Source organism: Bacillus sp. 7894-2, from assembly GCF_002272225.1.
In the GTDB taxonomy this organism is placed as follows: domain Bacteria; phylum Bacillota; class Bacilli; order Bacillales; family Cytobacillaceae; genus Cytobacillus.
In genome coordinates, this window is record NZ_NPDG01000102.1 from 42481 (window position 1) to 61995 (window position 19515).

At 37.7% G+C, this 19515-nt stretch carries 15 protein-coding genes; 3 read left to right on the plus strand and 12 right to left on the minus strand.

Features of this window, described 5'->3' with window-relative positions; translation table 11 throughout:
• Positions 1 to 6: 6 nt before the first annotated feature.
• The 3 genes from CHI10_RS15630 to CHI10_RS15640 form a co-directional block, all read right to left on the minus strand.
• Positions 7 to 1164, minus strand: a complete 1158-nt coding sequence (locus tag CHI10_RS15630; RefSeq protein WP_095245156.1) for a DNA cytosine methyltransferase — start codon at positions 1162 to 1164, stop codon at positions 7 to 9.
• Positions 1165 to 1269: 105 nt separating this feature from the next.
• Positions 1270 to 2868: an AlwI family type II restriction endonuclease gene (locus CHI10_RS15635; protein ID WP_019382266.1), complete on the minus strand. Its 1599-nt coding sequence runs from the start codon at positions 2866 to 2868 to the stop codon at positions 1270 to 1272.
• Positions 2861 to 3334: a hypothetical protein gene (locus tag CHI10_RS15640; RefSeq protein WP_019382267.1), complete on the minus strand. Its 474-nt coding sequence runs from the start codon at positions 3332 to 3334 to the stop codon at positions 2861 to 2863. Before CHI10_RS15640 ends, CHI10_RS15635 begins: the two co-directional genes overlap by 8 nt.
• Positions 3335 to 3492: 158 nt before the next feature.
• On the opposite strand from CHI10_RS15640, the gene CHI10_RS15645 reads away from it, so the two are divergent.
• The 3 genes from CHI10_RS15645 to CHI10_RS15660 all read left to right on the plus strand — a co-directional run bounded on the left by CHI10_RS15645 (position 3493) and on the right by CHI10_RS15660 (position 5933).
• Entirely contained in the window at positions 3493 to 3876 is a 384-nt protein-coding gene (locus CHI10_RS15645) for a hypothetical protein (protein WP_019382268.1), read from the plus strand.
• Positions 3877 to 3893: 17 nt separating this feature from the next.
• Positions 3894 to 4685 (plus strand): hypothetical protein, encoded by a 792-nt coding sequence (locus CHI10_RS15650; RefSeq protein ID WP_142301780.1) that lies wholly within the window; start codon positions 3894 to 3896, stop codon positions 4683 to 4685.
• Positions 4686 to 5486: 801 nt separating this feature from the next.
• Positions 5487 to 5933: a very short patch repair endonuclease gene (locus CHI10_RS15660; RefSeq protein WP_019382271.1), complete on the plus strand. Its 447-nt coding sequence runs from the start codon at positions 5487 to 5489 to the stop codon at positions 5931 to 5933.
• A 12-nt stretch (positions 5934 to 5945) separates the two neighbouring features.
• Here CHI10_RS15660 and CHI10_RS15665 read toward each other — a convergent pair whose 3' ends face one another.
• The 9 genes from CHI10_RS15665 to CHI10_RS15705 form a co-directional block, all read right to left on the minus strand.
• Positions 5946 to 7757, minus strand: a complete 1812-nt coding sequence (locus CHI10_RS15665) for an AIPR family protein (RefSeq protein ID WP_095245158.1) — start codon at positions 7755 to 7757, stop codon at positions 5946 to 5948.
• Between the two features lie 3 nt (positions 7758 to 7760).
• Positions 7761 to 8783, minus strand: coding sequence for a PD-(D/E)XK motif protein (locus CHI10_RS15670; protein WP_095245159.1), 1023 nt, complete (start codon positions 8781 to 8783; stop codon positions 7761 to 7763).
• Positions 8784 to 8808: 25 nt separating this feature from the next.
• Positions 8809 to 11454, minus strand: a complete 2646-nt coding sequence (locus tag CHI10_RS15675) for a Z1 domain-containing protein (protein WP_095245160.1) — start codon at positions 11452 to 11454, stop codon at positions 8809 to 8811.
• On the minus strand, positions 11441 to 12919 hold the full coding sequence (locus tag CHI10_RS15680; protein ID WP_095245161.1) for an ATP-binding protein: 1479 nt from the start codon (positions 12917 to 12919) through the stop codon (positions 11441 to 11443). Before CHI10_RS15680 ends, CHI10_RS15675 begins: the two co-directional genes overlap by 14 nt.
• Before the next feature lie 954 nt (positions 12920 to 13873).
• A complete protein-coding gene (locus tag CHI10_RS15685; RefSeq protein WP_095245162.1) occupies positions 13874 to 14890 on the minus strand; it encodes a retron St85 family RNA-directed DNA polymerase in 1017 nt (338 codons plus the stop codon).
• Between the two features lie 253 nt (positions 14891 to 15143).
• Positions 15144 to 15461, minus strand: coding sequence for a helix-turn-helix domain-containing protein (locus tag CHI10_RS15690; RefSeq protein ID WP_095245163.1), 318 nt, complete (start codon positions 15459 to 15461; stop codon positions 15144 to 15146).
• 3 nt (positions 15462 to 15464) lie between these two features.
• On the minus strand, positions 15465 to 16358 hold the full coding sequence (locus tag CHI10_RS15695; RefSeq protein ID WP_095245164.1) for a phosphoribosyltransferase-like protein: 894 nt from the start codon (positions 16356 to 16358) through the stop codon (positions 15465 to 15467).
• 457 nt (positions 16359 to 16815) lie between these two features.
• Positions 16816 to 18114, minus strand: a complete 1299-nt coding sequence (locus tag CHI10_RS15700; protein ID WP_095245165.1) for a (Fe-S)-binding protein — start codon at positions 18112 to 18114, stop codon at positions 16816 to 16818.
• Complete coding sequence (locus tag CHI10_RS15705) at positions 18111 to 19511, minus strand: FAD-binding oxidoreductase (RefSeq protein WP_095245166.1); 1401 nt, start codon at positions 19509 to 19511, stop codon at positions 18111 to 18113. Before CHI10_RS15705 ends, CHI10_RS15700 begins: the two co-directional genes overlap by 4 nt.
• Positions 19512 to 19515: the final 4 nt, after the last annotated feature.

Here is a 19515-nt window from a genome sequence, read left to right on the forward strand (position 1 = left end):
AATGTTCTAGGCATTCACTTCAACCTTTGTTGTTTCAACATCATCTATTTCGACCTTCTTTTTGCCCTTCAAATTCTCTAATTGAAGCTTGGGTGTTGGGCGAACAGCCTTATAGCTCATTCCTGCAAAGGACATTAGGATTGCTTCAAATACTATCTGCGCTCCCTGTGGAGGGACGGCCATTCCAATTTGCTTTCGGACTTTCTCTTTGCTTCCACAAAAAATAAAATCATCAGGAAATGTCTGAAGGCGGGCGCGTTCTCTGTTAGTCAAAGCACGAGGTTCTTCCCAATGATACATATGGGTTCCGCCCCCGCCGCTTCCAGTAACCGTGTATGCTGGTCTGTTAGGATCAAGTCTTTTATAAATTGAACTGAGTCGAGCCCCTTTTACGTTCAATCGCAGGTGCTCATCTATGCCAGGGTACCATGCATTTTCTCCGGCAGGAATTTGCATCAGCATGTCTTTTACCTTTTTTGTATGCTTAGGCATTTCATGATTAGGAGCTCCTTCTGGAATTGCAGGATAAGTAATAGCCTCTAATGAGGTTTTGTACTTGTCAGGAGTAGTCGGTGCAGGAACTTTAAACTCAACTCCCTCTTTTGATAAATCATTGCGAATACCAACAATTATTATTCTGTGTCTTGCTTGTGGCACCCCATATTCTTCAAATTTATAAAGATGGGGTGTTAATTTATAGCCGCATTCTTCAAGTTCTGTGAGAATTTGAATAAAGGCTTGTCCCTCATTAGCGCTTTGAAGGCCACCAACATTCTCTGCAACAAAGAACTTTGGCTGATACTCTTTCAGGACTTTTACTCCGTATGAATAGAGAGGTCCAAAGGTGCCATTAAGTCCATGTTTTTCTCCCACTTGGCTGTAATCATTGCAGGGAAATCCAAATGCAAAGCAATCAATTTCACCAAGTATCTCTTTATTTCCAATTGGCAGCTCTTCTACCGGACCATGATGTACAGATGGATCATTTATGTCTCCGCATATATTTAGAGCGAACGTTTCACAAGCACTGCCATCATAATCATTTGACCATAAGTGCTCTATCTTCCACTCTTCTCCTGTTAACGGATGAATGACTTTAGCATTTTTTGCGCCTAAGCTTAAGCCTCCTGGGCCGTTAAATAGCTCTCCTTTTTTAAATATCATTATTATCGCTCCTTATCACTAAATAGGAATATATGTTCTTGCATACTGGTATGCTATTATTCTACCACTAATAACATAAAAAAGCAGCTCTAAGGCTACTTTTCTTTAAATCATTTCTGAAATACTCCTATAACCCTTATTAGTAAATAAAGTCATAAACATTTCTGTTCGCTTTTGTTCAGGTATGTCATTATCTAAACAGTAATCTAAGAATCCAAGTAAAGCTTTAGCTGAAAACATTCCACCTGCAACTTCCAAAGCCTGAGAAGTATTAACCTTTTCAGATATCTTCTTTAGATTACCTTCCCCACTCCATTCGCTAGCTGTTATATAGCCGAAATAAGTAACTTTTTTCCCTTCATAACCATTGTAGTTTGGAATATATTCTGAAGCCATATGTGAAGCCAGGTGGGCAGACAATGGGAATTTCTTTTTATAGTTTTTGGCATCTATTATACAGATCCTATTATTGTCTACATGTAAAACTATTTCAATCTCTGTTTGCACCTTTCTTACAACTGGTTTTGGCCTGAGGTCAATTTTGAAGCCGATTGCTTTTAGAATTTCTGCTGTCTTGTCCTCAAAGACTAAATCATTTTCTTCAAATAAATATGATTCGACAAAATCCTCATTTAGGGATGTAAATTGGTAGTTGTGAAGTTCATAAGCATAGTTTCGTGCCTCTCTCCTGGAAAACTCCTGCTCAAGAATTACTGTAATCTCTTCTGCAGAAAGCGACTGCAACACCGGATAATTTGATAATAGCCGATGAACCTTTTTAATACTTTTACTTCGATTAGTTGATGGAGAAATTCCTCCATAAGCACTTGCCTTATAACTATCTACATCTAATCCAGCATTTTCTGCAAAGCGTTCTAATGAAATTAGATAACGTTTATTGAAAGGATACCTTGTATCAAAATTAATTAGTTTTTCAGCAGTACTGGTGCGCAATTCAGAAGGAATCCTTAGGGCATCCCCTCTTACGTAGTCAACTAACCCAGTGTAATCACACATCATCATAAAAGTATGTGCGACGTCACCATGAGCTGAAGCAAAATCACGGGCTCCATTATCAGATCGCTCTCTATGGTCATAGATACTGGCAACTATTTCTTTCATTTTTTTCTTTTCTGTTTCACCAGCAGAACGATAATTAAGTATTTTTTCTGTGACACTCCACAGCTCATCATCCTTTTTTGCAGTCAGTGCAAAGAAAGTAATTTCTTCTTTTGTGACGAAGTAATCCAGCTGGCGCTGATTCACGAGCCGGATTAAGAATCTTGCAGGACGGATTTGAAAATCATTTTCAAACTTGGGTCTAAATCCGCTTTCCAAAAAGTAAGCGTTAGGAATTTGAAGGGTTAGTATTTGCTTCGATGTATTTTCACGTATCTTATTTCCTTCAAGAAGCGCTTTACCTACTTTGGTAAGAGATAGGTTTCCGGAAGGAGTAATGTAAACATATCCAAAAGTACGAAGCATAGCAGCCCATGTCCTGCCTCCAGATCCATCATGACTGATATTATCCCGTTTAAGTCCTTCCGAGGCCAATACTTCTTCATAAAGTTTATGGGCGCTTCTATTTCTCGACCAAACAATTTGGAAATCATTTGTTGCTATTTGCAGTGCTCGAAGCGCCTCTACATGAAATTTCGGATCTCGTTCCGGGCGTGTAATAAACCATACTTTTCTTTCAGGCATCTGGTGAGTCCTCCTTGCTGGCTTGCTGATTTATTAATTTTTTTATTTCTCGAAAATATGATAATTCTTCTTTATTAAGCTTTCTTTTTGATTCTAGTGATCCCCAATCTCCTAATAGGTCTATAAGAAGCTCCTCTTCTGAAGAAACGAACTGTGCAATCTGAGCTGAGTTTTCTTCTTCATCAGATAGGTTTGAAATTACTCGTGCGATGTCTAATACCTTATCATCAAAGACCGCTGACAAAGAATACCCATTAAGGTCTATCTCTGTATTTATAACAGAGAAAATTTTTGCTAATGAAGAGATTTGAATATCTTCACTTTGATTGTAAGCATCATTAATCCAATTACCTTTCCTTCCTGTTCTAGAGCTTACTTCCTTATGAGATAGCTTTGCTTTTGAGATTAATACATCTAAATTTGTTAGAAGCCTATATAACAAGGCTCTCTTAAATAAGCCTTTCAACACGTTCGTTTTGATGTAAATCTTCCTTTCTCCATTATTTCCCTATAAATTCTAGTATAAATTCAAAACAAAACAAAAATATCACCTTATAAGATGACATTTTTATTTTAACGATGTTTTATAATTTAGGAAAATATGTAATATGAGGGGGAAATTGTATGCCGCGTTCTGGACAATATTTTGACGTTGAATTAAAGAGAGCACATTTAAATTGGGGAACTGAAGGCGCCTCTAGATCAGTTTATCGAAGAAATGAGTATGAAGTCTATATTCCGATTAGCATGGATAACGCCAGGAGATATACTATCAGACCAGGAGAATTGTTCCATTGTACTTCAGCTGATGGGTTTTTCCACGGACCGCTCAAAGCAACTGGATCTCAAGGAAAACTTCTAGAATACGGGAAAAACTTTCACAAAGAAGGTGATTTACGTGCTCTAGGCTATTGGTTGAAAGACCGGCATAATGCAAGAGAAGGGGATATCGTAAGGGTAGAGTTTACAGGGGAAAATTCTATTTTGTTACAGTTTTTAAGAGCATAATGAACAGCATGCAATATTTGATTAATGTTCCTATAGAAGATGTTAAACAGTGCTTTTCATTTGCTGAACAATTATATCAGAAAAAAGCAGCCAGCCTAAAACAATTTGGAAGAAAACAGCTCATTCGAGAAAAAAATGATTATATTGCGGATCATGTCATAGGGAAATCAGTGGAAATAGGCTTCAAAAGATTCCTTGAGATAAATTGTGGAATAAGCTTTAAGGTGGACTTCGATATATGGGAGGATCAGCTGATCCATGACAATGGAAATGATTTAGCAACTGTTTTTTTCAACGGTGAATCTAAGAAATTCACATTCAAAACAGATATTAAAGGAACAAGGAAATCATCTAAATGGCTCCTGGTGGAACGCCATAAAATAGTAAACTTTAATACAAAAATCTATGTTGTTGGATTGCTGGACAGCATACCTGAAGGCAAGGCTTTTGAAAATAACCCTTATGGATATTTGAACCACAGTTGGAATGTCAGAATACTGGGGTATGCGTTAAATAGGGATATTGTCGATCCGCAAACAAAGCGAGGATGGATTGAATATAAAAAGGGAGACCATCTATATAGTCCATCTATCTTAGAAAAATGCAAATCGAGAAACAGAAATTTATCGCATTCTGAATATCAAAAATTACTAAACAATGTTATAAAAAATATCCCTGAAAATTGGAATAGACATATTGGAGGACCGCTAGATTGCGAAATTAATTATGGGCTTCCAATAAAATGGTTAAGAAATACAAACCTTGACTGGGAAAATTTTTGCAAAATTATTAATAAATATTCGAGCTAATCAGGGTTGCTGACACATTCCTTCCTTACTCACATTTAATTCTAGATACCAAAACAAAATACATTCCTCTTAGAACTAGTTTTCAGTTAATCGCTTGTTTTACTACAAAAAATCAACGTTTAGTTATTGATAATTTTTTTATTTTTATTTTTTCTATTCTATTTATCCTTTTCTTGTCGCGCATCTACATTTCGTTTTTTGCTAGCATACCCCTATGTTCCTGGCGTCTATAAAGAATCATGGTGGTGTTCTGGCCGCACCGTGATTCTTTTCCTTTAGATCTATCATAATAAATCAATTCCATATTCGGTTCCAGTATTATCTAATACCGTTAGTAGCACTTCTGTTTGGGTATTCCCCTCCACAGCTTCAATATACAAACATTTATAGTTATTTACATGGTAAAATATGGTAAAAACCAATAATTTGTAAAGAAGGTTGGCAGAATGAAAATCCGTTGTGGGTCATGTCACATTCCATTAAAAGATGATGACATGTTAGTATTGGATGAGTTTAATACTTTAAAACATCGAGGATGTTATGAGCTTGATCCGAAATATATAAAAGATGTTGATACATTCAAGAATATCAAGGAGAAATATGATTTCTTAAGAGAAGCATTCACCCATTAAAAAACGATTTCTTATTCTAGTAAAGCCACTCCAGTCTAGATTATAGTCAAAGTTTATTCGCTTTTATCAAATATAACATAATAATTTTTTTTATGAATAATGTCAAAAGTGTAATGTCCGGCTCTTCTGGGTAAGATTCCAATATAAACCCTAAATCGGACGTGATTCCATGCCTGAAAAAATAACAAAAGAACAGCGATCCCATAACATGAGAGCTATCAAGTCCCAGTCAATGCTGGAAAATGACATTACAAAGGCTCTCTGGAGGCAAGGCTTTCGGTTTCGTAAAAATGCAAAAATGTTCGGCAAACCGGACATCTCCATAAAGAAATATAAAATCGTTATCTTTATAGACTCTTGTTTCTGGCATTGCTGCCCGATTCACGGAAATATGCCAAAATCCAATCAGGAGTATTGGACAAAAAAGCTGGCTCGCAATGTCAGCAGAGATCAGGAAGTGAATCAGTATTATCAGGATAACGGCTGGAAAGTGTTGCGCATCTGGGAGCATGAGTTCAAGCAGGACTTTGATGCTGCAGTTGACTCCATCGCGATTTTTATTAAAACCTATGCAGTTTTAAAGGAAAAACACCCTGAATCTTTATCAGAAGATTAGGGTGTTTTTCTGTTAAATTAAGTTTTTCAGTTCCTGGGAGCAGGTTTCTTTAAACTGTATCCAGCAAGCTTCCTGTTTCGCCCATTGCGTAACGTTCCGCTCACCAGCAGATTCTTTCAGATAGAACAAAGTCTTATCTGCAATCGTACGTACGATATCATCCCATTTATCTGAAAGTGCCTGTTCTTCCCATACACCAACCAAATCAATTTGCTCGCTGTAGAGGTGGTGAAGCATTGCCACTGTATAGTAAATGACGTTTGCCTTGTAGCCTCTCAGCTTCATTTCATCAACGATTTCTTTGACGCGCTGATTAATGATGGCTCTCGCAATTAATTTCTGATAGACGGATAGAGTAATCTTATCCTGTGTGCTGCCGCTCCAGAAAGTCTTGTTCAGATCCATGAACTTCTTAAATGCTTCCTCTCCGCCCTTACTGGAAACGTGAGGATAACCTTCCCAAGACATGAAGTATTTTGCCAGATCGACTTTTGTAAGGACCTTTTCTTTCGGGTACTGCTTTTTGAAATCTGTCTGCTCTTTTCCTCGCTTGCGGCGGTTGATGTCCACCATATATTGGCCTCTGGCACGTTCGAAGTACCATTTGCTTTCTGGCCTTCTTCCGTCTTTTGCCGGAATCCAGATATTGCGCGAGAATTTCTCCAGATCGGACATAAAGCGTGTATTGGCTAATAGATCAGATTTATTAATCTTATTTTGGGTATTGGCATATTGTGAAATTCGGGAGATCATTTCATCTTCGAGAAGGTGCTGATCTTTAGAAACAAATTCATTAACCTGAAGGATTGTCAGTTTTGCCTGGACGTAAACATCCTTTAAACTAATTCCATCCTTATAAGCTTTGTGGATGGAAGCCGTTGTCTGGCCGCCATTGACAATTTGCCAGCCGCTGAGACCTTTGATTTTATATTGATTCACTCCATCTTCCACAAGCTCAAAATCACCTGTGCGCGCCACGGTTGAAATGCCGTTATTATAAGCCACAAACATTCTGCGCTGGAATGGATCTTTTAGCGTATCGCGAATTCCTTTGTTAGTTCCGCCCCTTGCCTGAAGGAAAGAACGCACATTTCGCTCGACCAGCTTTTGACCCCATTCATCATAGGCTTTAGCAAGCAATTCAGCTGAAATATAGCCAACATAGCAGTCGAATTCCTTTACTCCGCTAGATGGATCCGGGACAAACATCATCTCGAATGTTTCACCGTAGTCTCTCTCAAAATCAATGTAGTCGGTCTCGACCGCCTGCTCGGAAGTGATCAGCTGCTGCACCCGGTCAATATCCCAAACCTGGACATTCACCGTTTCGATGCCTGGAATCGTCATCTCTACCGGCTTATTTGAAGAATAGTACAGGTTTGTCACAACAAAGATATTAATCTCATTAATATTCTCCATCTCTTCATCAATGACTTTTGCAAGATCATAAGCTTCTAATGAATGATCAATGGTCTGAAGAAGAGACTTTGCATTTGTGACAAAGCGCTTTACCCGATTGGCAATTTCCGTGACAGCAGTCATATTGATAGTAAGCAGATCTTCTTCGTTCTGCTCAAAATTGTAATCGGCCACATACAGGTCTAAAACTTGGTTCTCATCATCATAAGAATAGGCATTCACGGCAATATTTTTTGCCGTATCTTTATAAGGAGGAATAAGGATTTCCGGATCGTCAGGCCTGTCCATAAAGGAAATCATTTTCTCCAAGAATGGAACCTGATAGCTGCCCGTTTTTATTGCTTTTTCTTCCAGTTCCTCCATGAAATCGAGGAGAAATTCTTTTCTTTGTCTAGTTTCTATCATCTTTTACCCTTCCACTCTAAACATTTGATATATGGTTTCCGGATCTTTCTCATATTCCGTACAATGAGTCAGATCAATATTATAGCTAACATGGGAAATTCCCTTTGGCAAATGCTCTTTTAACAGCCGAGGAAAATCTTCCTCTGCTTCATAAACCTCTGTTTTTTCCACAAAAAACAATGTATCCCCATATTCTTCTTCCCTAAAGCCGAGATCAGTCATTAAATCGCTGTATATAAGTGCAATTCGTTCAGATCGCTTTGCAAGCTTGGCACGGACCTGTCCGGCCAGCTCTTGAAGACTCATGCCATGTGTCCGGCTTTGTTCAAGAAAGCAGACATATAGATAAATTGAAGAAACGGCTTCACTTAACTTAAGCTGGTTCTCATTTGATATTTTAATGGTTTTTGATAATTTATCAATCACTGTTTTGATTTCAAGCCCGCACCTGGAACCTTTGAAGTCAATCCGCCCCTTGGTCGGCCCTTCCCATTGCTCAATAATGAGAGGGGGCTGGCCTGGGTGCTTGTCCAGCCATTCATTGATAAACCATAATTCCCCAAATAGCCCACGCTGCTGTTCATCAGAAAGCCGTTTAAATCCGCCTCGCTGAAAGAATGTCCTCCATCTGTCAAGTACCTTATATACAGTAGAAAATAGCGAATCTTCCTTTTCTGCAATTAAATGTTCAGCGAGATTCTGGAGGACCACATCAAAAATTTCAGGGCTTTGTTCATCCTCTTGACGTATTACAAGAAAATAATGCTCTTTTAAGAGAAAGAGCTTTTCAAAGTATTCCACTTTGACAGACATGCCCCGCCATTTTGGAAGGGCTCTTTCCTGGCTGTCGTCCCATGCTTCCGTTCCAAGATCAATGTAAAGCTGACGGTGATGATTCGCAGGATCGATTCCTGCAAACATAACAGGGCTCTCGTATGTCAGGACATTCAGCTTATATACCTCACTATCGTCCTGGTTTTTAAGCTCTTGGATCATTTGTTCAAACTCTATTTTTAGGTTCAACACAGCTACTCTCCTTAAATAAAGTTATTCAGACTGTTTTATTCGTCTGGTAGACACTTGTATCATCAATTTCGGTACCCGGAAAAGAAAAAGCGATTCCAATTGGCACTAATTTTGACGAGAATTCAACATCCAGACTGCTAAAAATATCAACTTCTGGGTGCAGCGGATAAATCAGAATTAAACCTTTTTCTTTGTCACGCATTCTGCGTTTTTCTGTACGGTCTTTGATTCCTTTTATTTCTTCATAGTCAAGGTCCATGTACTCATGGTTTGGAGACACAATGGCCCCAATATCCCTGATTTGATGCTTGCTTTCAGGTGCTTTCACTTTCTTACCAAGAGGGGCTGCAGATTTCAAATGGATCTTTCCTAATTCAACAGGATAATCTGATAAACCAGATGATGCTGAAGGATTCCCTTCTACTATAGCAACTGTCCAATCCGTCAGCTCACCCTCATGATTAGCGCGATCAATATAATCAGCAATTAAAGCTGAATTGACAATATTGCTGTCGGCAGTCTGATATTCTGAAAGAAATTCTTTAATTATGTCTGATTTCACATCAGAAGACGTATAAAAGTTTGTCTTTCTGTAGGCAGTCTTTTCTAGGGTAAGCTTGTTTGCCAGCTTTACAGCAGCTTCCATATTCCCTTTTAGAATTTCTTCACTTGGATCAAATAGTCTGGTCTGCTGAAGAGTGCCTGCATAAATGACATTAGTCGATACTGCATTTCTCATTTTCAGCGGACTGGTAAGCATCATTGTTGGATGGCTCAGCATCTTCACAGCATATTCAGAAGGAGTTTTTTTCAAGGCAGCAAGCCTGTCGAATTCCTGGCGCAGCTGAATCATGGCAATGGCCAGATGTTCAAAATTCGAAGCAATCTCATCTGATGTATAGATGCGGCAAAGATCCATATATCCCTTCCTGTAACCAAACCAGCGCCCCATCTGCATGAGCGTGTCATACATAAGCGTGTTGCGGAAGTAATAGGTGATGCTTAAGCCTTCCAGTGTTAGACCGCGGGATAGTTTGTCTCCGCCGACGGCGATAACATTCAGCCCATCTTCTTTATATTGGTGGTAATCAAGTGCATCCCGACTATTACCGTTAATTTCGAAAACCTGAATCGTCTCACAGCATTTTCTCAGTTCTTCATATACTTCATCCCAGCTGAATTCTGAGTGGTTTTCATTTGGCCATTCCCTGCTAGTAGGAAGAATATCATTTTCATAAAGCTCCTGCAGCTCTGCAATCACACTGCATTCAGGATTATACTGAAGCTGTTTTGAGATGGCATCAAAGGTACGCGACACTTCCTCTTTAACGCTTGATTGAACGTCTTTGAAGCGTGATGTATGAATAAGCATGGAATTATGCTTCTTTCTTTGCCCTCTCAAATTGCGGATCGCAATCACCAGAAGGAATTCAAGGATGGCTTCACGCATTTGCGGAGGCACTTCCTCAAATTTATCTGCATCGGATTTCTTTTTAATCGTCGTAAATACTTCAAGATCTTCTTGCCGCAGATGGCGGATCAGACTAGGGCGAGTGTCTTCTGCATCTTCTTCCACATTGAAATATTCTTCAGGACCGCAATATTCCTTAGGCTTTGGCAGGCCGACGAGGAAATCCTTCGGATACAAGTCATCCCCTTCCTCATCTGTCCTTCCTTCTTTGCTGATCAGAAGATTGGCAAACGGTGTTGCCGTGTAGCCAACAAATGCTTTTCGATTAAACACTTCAAGTATCTGCCGGATTAGACGGTTAATCGTTTTCGGATCTTCATTTTTATCTGGATTGGAAGTGTCAACGGATGCCTGGTCTGCCTCGTCATCAACAATTAAGACAGGGATATCCAGATTATATAAATCACGGTGATTGATTAATTGATCTCTGAGTGACTCCAGAACCGTTTTGTTTTTCTTTACAACCATCAGGGTTGGCGAGTTCAGGTTGCTGGTTCCTCTTTGGCTGGACTTGATATCATTTACTTCTGTTGTCCATGATGAAATGATATGCTCAGCGGTATTCGCATAAATTTGGGCAACTCCAATTGGATTGCCATCCTTATCTGTCCGGTTTCCAATTACCTCTTCATTCAAACGTATCTGTGTCTGAGCTCTTAAGTCATTATGAATACCTGACAGTACAATGATCAGCTTATAGCCGACATCATAAGCTTTATTGATCAAGCCAGTAAAGTTGGCTGTTTTACCTGACTGGACATAACCCAATACAAGGCCGCGCTTATCGAATGGCTCCATGGACTTTGGATTTCCAATCGATGCCATAATCTGATTGGTTGTTTCATCAATGGCGGTGACTGCCTCAAGCGGCCAATTTTTTGCTTCGGACAGATATCTGCGGTACCTGGTCCAGAAAAATCCGCTTGCTGCCATTTTAGGCTCAAACCAGCTTTTTTCTTTGGAGTTCCTCATGACATAATCCTTGGGAACCTCCAAGCCAATCTTGTATTTCATGAACATTTCAAGAGACCATTTTTGGAATTGTGCATCATCAATTGGACCAAACCCAGATGCCAATACTCTTGCTAATTCAAGTGCTTTTTCTGCAGCTTCCTCTTGGTTTTCAGACATCGCTTTTAACATATAATAATTATTCGTAAAAGCCTGTTCAAAAACACTCTTATTATCAATTGCTGACAATCAAATTCGCCTCCGTTGTGATTGCTTTTATGGTTGTCCGGTTCAGGCCGTCAAAGGCCGGCTGAGTTAAGAGAATGTTAAACAGCTGCTCTTCATTTTCAGCTACATTCAGCTTCAACATGGAAGAAGCAAATTGAATAACCAGCTCTTTTTGGCTGTCTGGCACATCCTGTACTTCTTCTTCCGGGACCTTTGGAGAATCTATAATATTGCTTGGGGAACCAAGCTGAACAAATTTAAGATACAAGTTTAATAGCTTTGCATTTTCATCATCCAGGTTTTTTAGAAGTTCAGATAAAATTGGATGATTTCTGTTTAAAATAAATTGAGGGCCATCCTCGCTCCCGGACTGTTCCCATGTATTCAGGCTGCCTTTTATGGAAGGATTCCTCGGACCTGGCTGGGTGCGAAAATAGAATATATCTCTAGAGACTTTGCGCGCAATAGCCGAAATGGCCTCTAATCTTCTTTTTGCATCTTCCGGCAGGTTAATGCCTGACTTTTTGATATCCACCTGCCAGTCAGAATCTGCAGCATTTGGAAGATCTATACGCACCCTGGCAAGCTGTGAAGCTGCATCTTTCGGAAACAGCCCCATCCAATCACCAAAATAAAGAAGACGATTCTCCCGGTAAATATATAACCCCTGGTGATCACGCCAGCCTTTATAACCGCCAGCCATTTTATATTCCGGCTCTGTTAAATGAGAAGCATGCGGCAATATAAAATACTGTACTTTAATTCGGTTCTCATTGATCCTAAGTATCTGCATTTCACCTTCCATGGTATTTGGGTGATAATGCATAAAAGGATCCCATGGCACAATTTCCTTTCCGTTAATGAACATCTGCACTTCGCTCTTTTCAAGGATTGAATGGAATACGAATTCGAGATGCCTATTAATCCGGGCCACTTTATTATAGAAGCTGGTTTCTTTCAGCTTACGCTTTCCTCCAAACCCCATAAAGCGGTCAAGCTTATCAATGCAGACAATTGTTCCGCTTTCGGATTCAATTTCACCCATTTTAGACCTGACTTCTGCAGGAATTTTGGTATATAGCTGCCATTCATTGCATTCAGAAACATGATCCAGGTCCCAGCATCTTTCGTTATAAACCCCATCTTTTTTGGAAAGAACGCTTAACCGTTTCCCCAGCGAAAAGGATGCAGTTTTTAAACCCATCCCAAAACGTCCGAGTTCATTTGCTCCCCTTTTTGCTCTCGGATCCTTGGACCCAATATTCATGGCAGTCTGGAGCATCTCTTCATCCATGCCCGAGCCATTATCAGAAATTGTAATCATTCCATCACTTTCGCCATAGGCGAAATTAATATGTATTTTAACTGCCCTGGCATCCAGGCTATTATCAACTAAATCAGCAATCGCTGTACTTGCATTATACCCAATCGAACGTAGCGCCTGAATAACGGGCGCAGCAGAAGGTCTCGTTAGTACTGTTTCCATTCGAATAACTCCGTTTCATTACTGGTTTGTTACAATTATAACAAAAATTTAATATATAAATAGGTTGAGTTAAGGATTTACTTATTTTCACAGATTTAACTGATAAAGATTACAAATTTCATATCCTAAATGTAGAGAGAAGCAATATAAATCCTGTCTGAATTGAAACAGTAATTTCTTTTTTCATAAGGAGAGATAATTATATCCTACAGTAACCCTATAGAGGCCCTTAATGCGATCTCAAGGATTCTCTCCTTACTACAATGCATTCATTCATAATTATTATTTTTAAGATAATATTTTATTTTGTAACCTCATTAGGCCTGTAGGTTTTCTCTATTGCTAAAGATTCAGCCATTAAGCTTTAGACTTTTGAGTTTTGTACCTCAGCATCCCTAGCAATTCAAAAGAAACTTTCTTTGCTTTTATGCAATTTTTTTAAAAGAGCCAAATTAATGCTTACCGAAAAATAACCTGATAAATCAACCTTCTTTGTAATCAATTTCCATACCAGTTTCAAACTGACAAATTTAACTCATTAGAAACCCGAAAAAACTAGCAAACTTTAGTCCTCTTAATCTAATAATGTACTTCTGCCTCAATAATAAATATTCTACTGCCAATTTTTTCATTCAGAAGCCTACTACTCAGTTTTATTTTTCCCTGAGATGCTCTGTTTGAATATTTATTCCTTTACTAACGACATTGTTTATATGATTCGTTTTTGGTCCATTCAAGAATTTTATAAATTTTATGCTTTTACCAAAATAAAAAGCCATTCATTTAAATGAATGACTTTGTTAATGGACATATACTTAACCAATGTATGAAAGAATTATTTCTTTACATCGTATAGATTCAACGTGCTTTAAACATGTACAAATTAAAGAAAATCCTCTAATTCAATATTAGCTTTGATATTGTTAAGCAACTTATTTTTTTTATAAAAGTTGTTTAATAATCCCATATAATCTCATTTAGACTATTAAGATAAGATTTTCCTGTGTCAGGCTCAATCATACTAACATATGAAGCCATACCATATAGATATTCTTTAAAATATGATTTGTCACTAGCCCCTGTGTATTTTAAATGATTAAATACCCCAAATTTTTTACAATAATAGATATGCTGTTCTAATTTCTTTTTATAATTTCGTTTAACCTTTACTTCACCATTACTAATGATTAAACCAGTAACTTCTTGTTTACTATTCGATTTTTGCACTCTTAGTTTCTTTTCATTAATTTTAAAATTTTCGCTTTCTATAATATTTCTAATAAAGCTTATGTGCCTATAGATATCTGCATCTCCGGAAAAGGTAATATCATCTGCATACCTTGAATAACTAGCACCTATTTTGATTGCAAATCCATTCAGTCGACTATCTAATTTTTTACAGAGAATATTAGCTAGATACGGACTTGCAGGAGAACCCTGTGGAAGTCTTCCTTTGAATGTAAGTAATTTAGCGAAAGTAAATGACATTTCTTTGGTATAGCCACTATTATAAAAAAGGTAAAATACTTGTTGAAATGTAATACTGGGAAAAAAATTTTTTATATCAATGTTTAATATAATTTCTTTTCCAATATGTGATTCAGCATTATTCTTAATACTTTTTCCTTTAACAAAACCATTAGCGTTATCACTAACCTGGTATTTGTACAATATATTATCTAAAACCCACCTTTGGATAGCTTTTAAATTAAAACTTGGTGCTGAAATTGTTCGATAGCCCCCATTTGACTTAATTATCTTATGTTCCTTGTAAAAATTATCAGTGTTAATAAGATAATAGGTTAATGTTTGATAATTTACACCCATTAGCAATGCTAGGTGTTTTTTATCAAAAATAACTGGTAATCTATTATTTAACAAGTTACTTGCATAATCTACACATAGTTTTTGATACTTGTTACCATATCCCTTTTGAATTAATGCTTCTTGCAAAGCAGCTATATAATCCATATTCTTCCCTCTATATTACTTTAGTCAATAGTCTCTACCATTGAATTAAGACGATCCTAGACATGAATAATCACTTATGAAAATTAAGCCTATGATTAAATTGCTTTTTATTTAATCATTAGGCTCATGCAAATGATAATTTGCATGGGTGAAAAGAAGTGGTTTTCTTCTTTTCATCCAATCAATTAAGTAACATTAAATCTGATAGAGACTCTCTACCTTTCTAGAGACTATTGACCTGTTTTATTATATTTCATTTAACTTTTTTAGTAAACCCTATAGGAAGATAGATATCATCAAATCCCATTGGCCGATTAACAAAAATACTTTCCTCCTCAAAACTATCAAAGAAGTCTATTTCTTCAAGATTATATTTTTCTAATATACGTTTTGCATTAGAGGTAAGCCTATAGTAACCATCTAATTCCAAAAATCCTTCTTCATATAATTGATCTATTAAAATATTGACTTGATTTGCATTTAATCCAAAAATTTCACTTATTTCCCTATAAGAATAACTGGCCTGTAATGTATTAAAATATGATAGTACTAAAACTTTTTTATAATCCAATACTTAGTTACTCCCTCGCTTTTTGATGTTATGATTCTGCGTAACTCTCCTTTTTCTCCTTCTTTTCCCTGTGTTTCTTTTAAAGAGAGAGTGCCATTCCTGTCTTGCCCCTTCAAAGTCAACATGATACCAAAAAGAACTTAAAGTATTGTTAGGAATGTTATGCGAAAAACCAACTAAGACTTGACTATCCTTATATCCCAATATGTTATTGTGATCTCTTCCCCAAATCTCTTCTTCAAATTTGTAAATTAGTTGTCTATGTGTCTCATTTAGACTAGGGTGTTTTAAAAAAACTTTACTATATTGGTGCTCCACCACAAGTTCAATATCAATTCTACTATGTTTTAAATATTCTTCAATTTCTCTTTTTGCACTTACAGTGGTAGCAATTAAGTTTAATATTACTTTTTTTCCTTCTAAAAATTTTGTATTGTCCTTCAAGAATTTAATCACAGTACCTCCAGTACCTGAAATATCCTCAAAAAGAATAATATTTTCTATATCTTCGTCTACAAAACGGAAATCTGTTTTTATTGTGTCTATAAATATTTCTATATCATGTTCCCTTATTATTTCTTTTAAAAGACCTGTCATATCAAAAGAACTTGACCTGCCGTCTTTTGCGATTAAAGGCAGAATACATGTACAATTTAAGTCCACTTTACATAAAGAATCTTTTAGTTGCTTATGTAATATCCTTTTAATCTCAATTTTTGTATAAAAGTTAAATTCAGAAAATAACTCTATTAAAATGTCTTTTACCTCTTGGTCCTCAGTGTTGCTTAACCAAGAGATAAACTTGCTGTGAAGGTTTTTCGTATAATATTCCTCTTCACCATACTTATCTATAAACGATTGGACGACTTCTTCTGTTCTTGACAAACTATTATTCATCGATAAACCTCATAATTAAGAATGATAGATTACTAATTTTAAACTGACACAAAGTTACTTCATTACCTTTTTATTCTACCAAAATGTTCAGCAGTGTGGTAGAAAACAGGAAATGTTTATAAAATATTGTAAAATTAAATCAGATGCAAAAGGATTCTACTTGAAATATCATAAGGGTAACACTGTTTTTTCTGTCAAATGCATGGTAGGTTATTAGTGCAAAATTTTTAATAAATACGTTATAAGACTATCGGTATAACATGTGCTGGCATTGTTGCTTTTTTGGCTACTCGAATGGGCTAAGCATGCCACTTAACAAAATAGTTAAAACGATAATAAATATTAATTCAAAAAACCGCACAGTGTTATCACTATGCGGGTAGTTCCCTCATTATTCGAGCAAACTGTGTTTACAGACGTTTATCTTAGGATACCTGTTGAATCTATTGCATTTAAATTATTTTGAAACCGCCCCAGCCTCAACCAGCAAATCTACAAGATGTATAGCTCTTACACTCTTCTCAAGCCCTTCCCTTTGTATGCCTAATTTCATTTGCAGTAAGCAGCCTGGATTGGCTGTTACAATTATGGATGTATTGGTCTCTTTTACATTTTTCATTTTACTGTCCAATATTTCCATCGAATCCTCGTAGTTAACAATATTATAGATGCCAGCAGATCCACAGCACCGTTCTTTGTCATTCATTTCACGGTACCCTTTGCTTTTTACTTGCTTTAATAAAGATAATGGCTCATCTTTTACCTTTTGGACATTGATCATATGACAGGATGGCTGAAAAGTTATGGTTCCATTCACTTCCTTTGTAAAGCTCAAACCATCTAATTCAGATAGCACCTGTGAAATATCTCTTACCTTATCAGAAAAAGCTTGTGCTCGGCTTTCCCACTCGATGTCTCCCTTGAATAATTCACCATATTCCAAAAGAGTCGCACCGCACCCTCCAGCATTGTTAACGATATAGTCTGCTTTTTCCATTTCAAATGCCTCTATATTTCGTTTGGCAAGCTCTTTAGCGTCCGCTATTTTTCCGGCATGTGCATAAAGCGCTCCACAGCACGTCTGATTTACAGGAATGAGTACGTCAGCTCCTGCCTTGGTCAGCAGGTCGATTGTGTTCCTGTTCGTCTCATAGAAGATGGCATCCATGACACAGCCGGTAATAAATCCAACAGTAAATTTCCTGGAACCAATGGCTTTGAAGAGGCGAGCCCTGTTTTTCCGTTCTGCGGGAGATGGAAGATCAGGGAGAACGGACTCAAATTTCCCTAGATGAAGCGGGGCAAATTGGGTTATCCCTGTTCTTTGTGCCATTTTTTGCAGCCCGGACTTTTGATAAAACCATGAAAGATTTCCAATTGTATTCATCCATCTCTTTGATGGAAACATTTGATCAAAAATCAATGATTCACTTATTTTTTTTGTTTTCGATTTTTGCTCTTCATTTTCTAAAACTTCTTTGGCGCCTTCTAAAATCTTCCCATACTGTACGCTGGTCGGACAGGCTGTTTCGCAGGCGCGGCATCCAAGGCATTTTTCGATGGGTTCCCGCAAATCCTCTGCCTTAATCTTATCTTCTGCCAGCATCTTGACCAGATTAATGCGGCCACGCGGCGAATGCACCTCGCTCTTCATCGTTTCGTAAGTGGGGCAAACCGGCAGGCAATATCCGCATTGGACACAATTAAACGTCTCATCATAATGTAATCTGTCTTTAAGACCGGCTCCCGTACTCATTCCCTTAGCACCAGCTTCTGGCCTTCTTCAGGAAAGATTTTACCGGGATTTAAAATGTTATTCGGGTCCCATATTTGTTTAATTCGTTTCATCATATCAAGACCGGCTTCACCCAATTCTATTTCCATAAAAGGGGCTTTTAATGTTCCAATTCCATGTTCACCGGAGAGTGTCCCTCCCAGTTCAACAGCAGCTCTAAAGATTTCTTCTACTGCTTTTTCAACCCGTATCATTTCCTCTGTATCCCTTTTATCACAGATAATATTTGGATGGAGGTTTCCGTCACCCGCATGCCCAAACACAACTAGATGAATATCATATTTCTCCCGGATTTCTTTTAGTTTTTGGAACATATCGGGGATCTTGCTGCGGGGCACTGTGGCATCTTCAGATACTTTCGTTGGTTTTATTCTGACAATAGCCGGGGAAACCAGCTTCCTTGCTCTCCAGTAACTCTGTGCTTCGTCCTGATTTTCTGCTATTTTCACTTTCACAGATTCAAATTCTGTAAAAATCTCTTCTATTTTTTTCATTTCTTCTTCAATAGCCAGAGGGTGTCCATCAAGTTCTATTAAAAGAATGGCTTCTGCATCAATAGGGAGCTCCAGCGGCTGATAGTTCTCCACTGCTATTATGGAAGACTGATCCATTATCTCCATTTTGGCCGGAAGGATTCCGGAAGTTAATATTTTTGAAATCGCTTGTCCTGACTGGACAAGATCATCAAAGACAGCCATCATGGTCTTTGATGCTGGGGGCTTTGGCACTAATTTCAGTGTAGCTTCTGTAATGATCCCAAGCGTCCCTTCCGATCCAACGATCAATTTTGTTAAGTCATATCCAGTTACATTTTTTATTGTCTTTCCGCCTGTTTTGATGATTTCTCCCTCAGGTGTCACCACTTCCAACCCAATAACATAATCCTTCGTTACCCCATATTTTAAACCCCTTGGACCACCTGAGTTTTCCGCTAAATTCCCTCCAATTGTTGATACATGGGCACTGCTTGGATCAGGGGGATACATGAGTCCAAACTTTTCTGCTTCCTGATTGATGTTCGCTGTCAGAACACCCGGTGATACGACTGCCACCAAATCATCAGGATAAATTTTCAAATCACCATTCCATTGAGACATGTCTAAAACCATTCCCCCCTTAACAGGGAGAGGACCTCCGCTTAAAGAAGTCCCCTGTCCTCTTGGGTATACCGGGATATTAAATGTATTGGCCAATTTCAGAAGTGAAGAAATCTCCTCCTTATTTTTCACCTGGATGACAACTTCAGGAAGATAGCTGCCGAATGAAGCATCATAACTATAACTATATCGATCAGCCAAACTCGTTAAAATTTGGTCTGAGGGTATTATGCTTCTTATTTCCTTCATTAATAAATCCATTCTG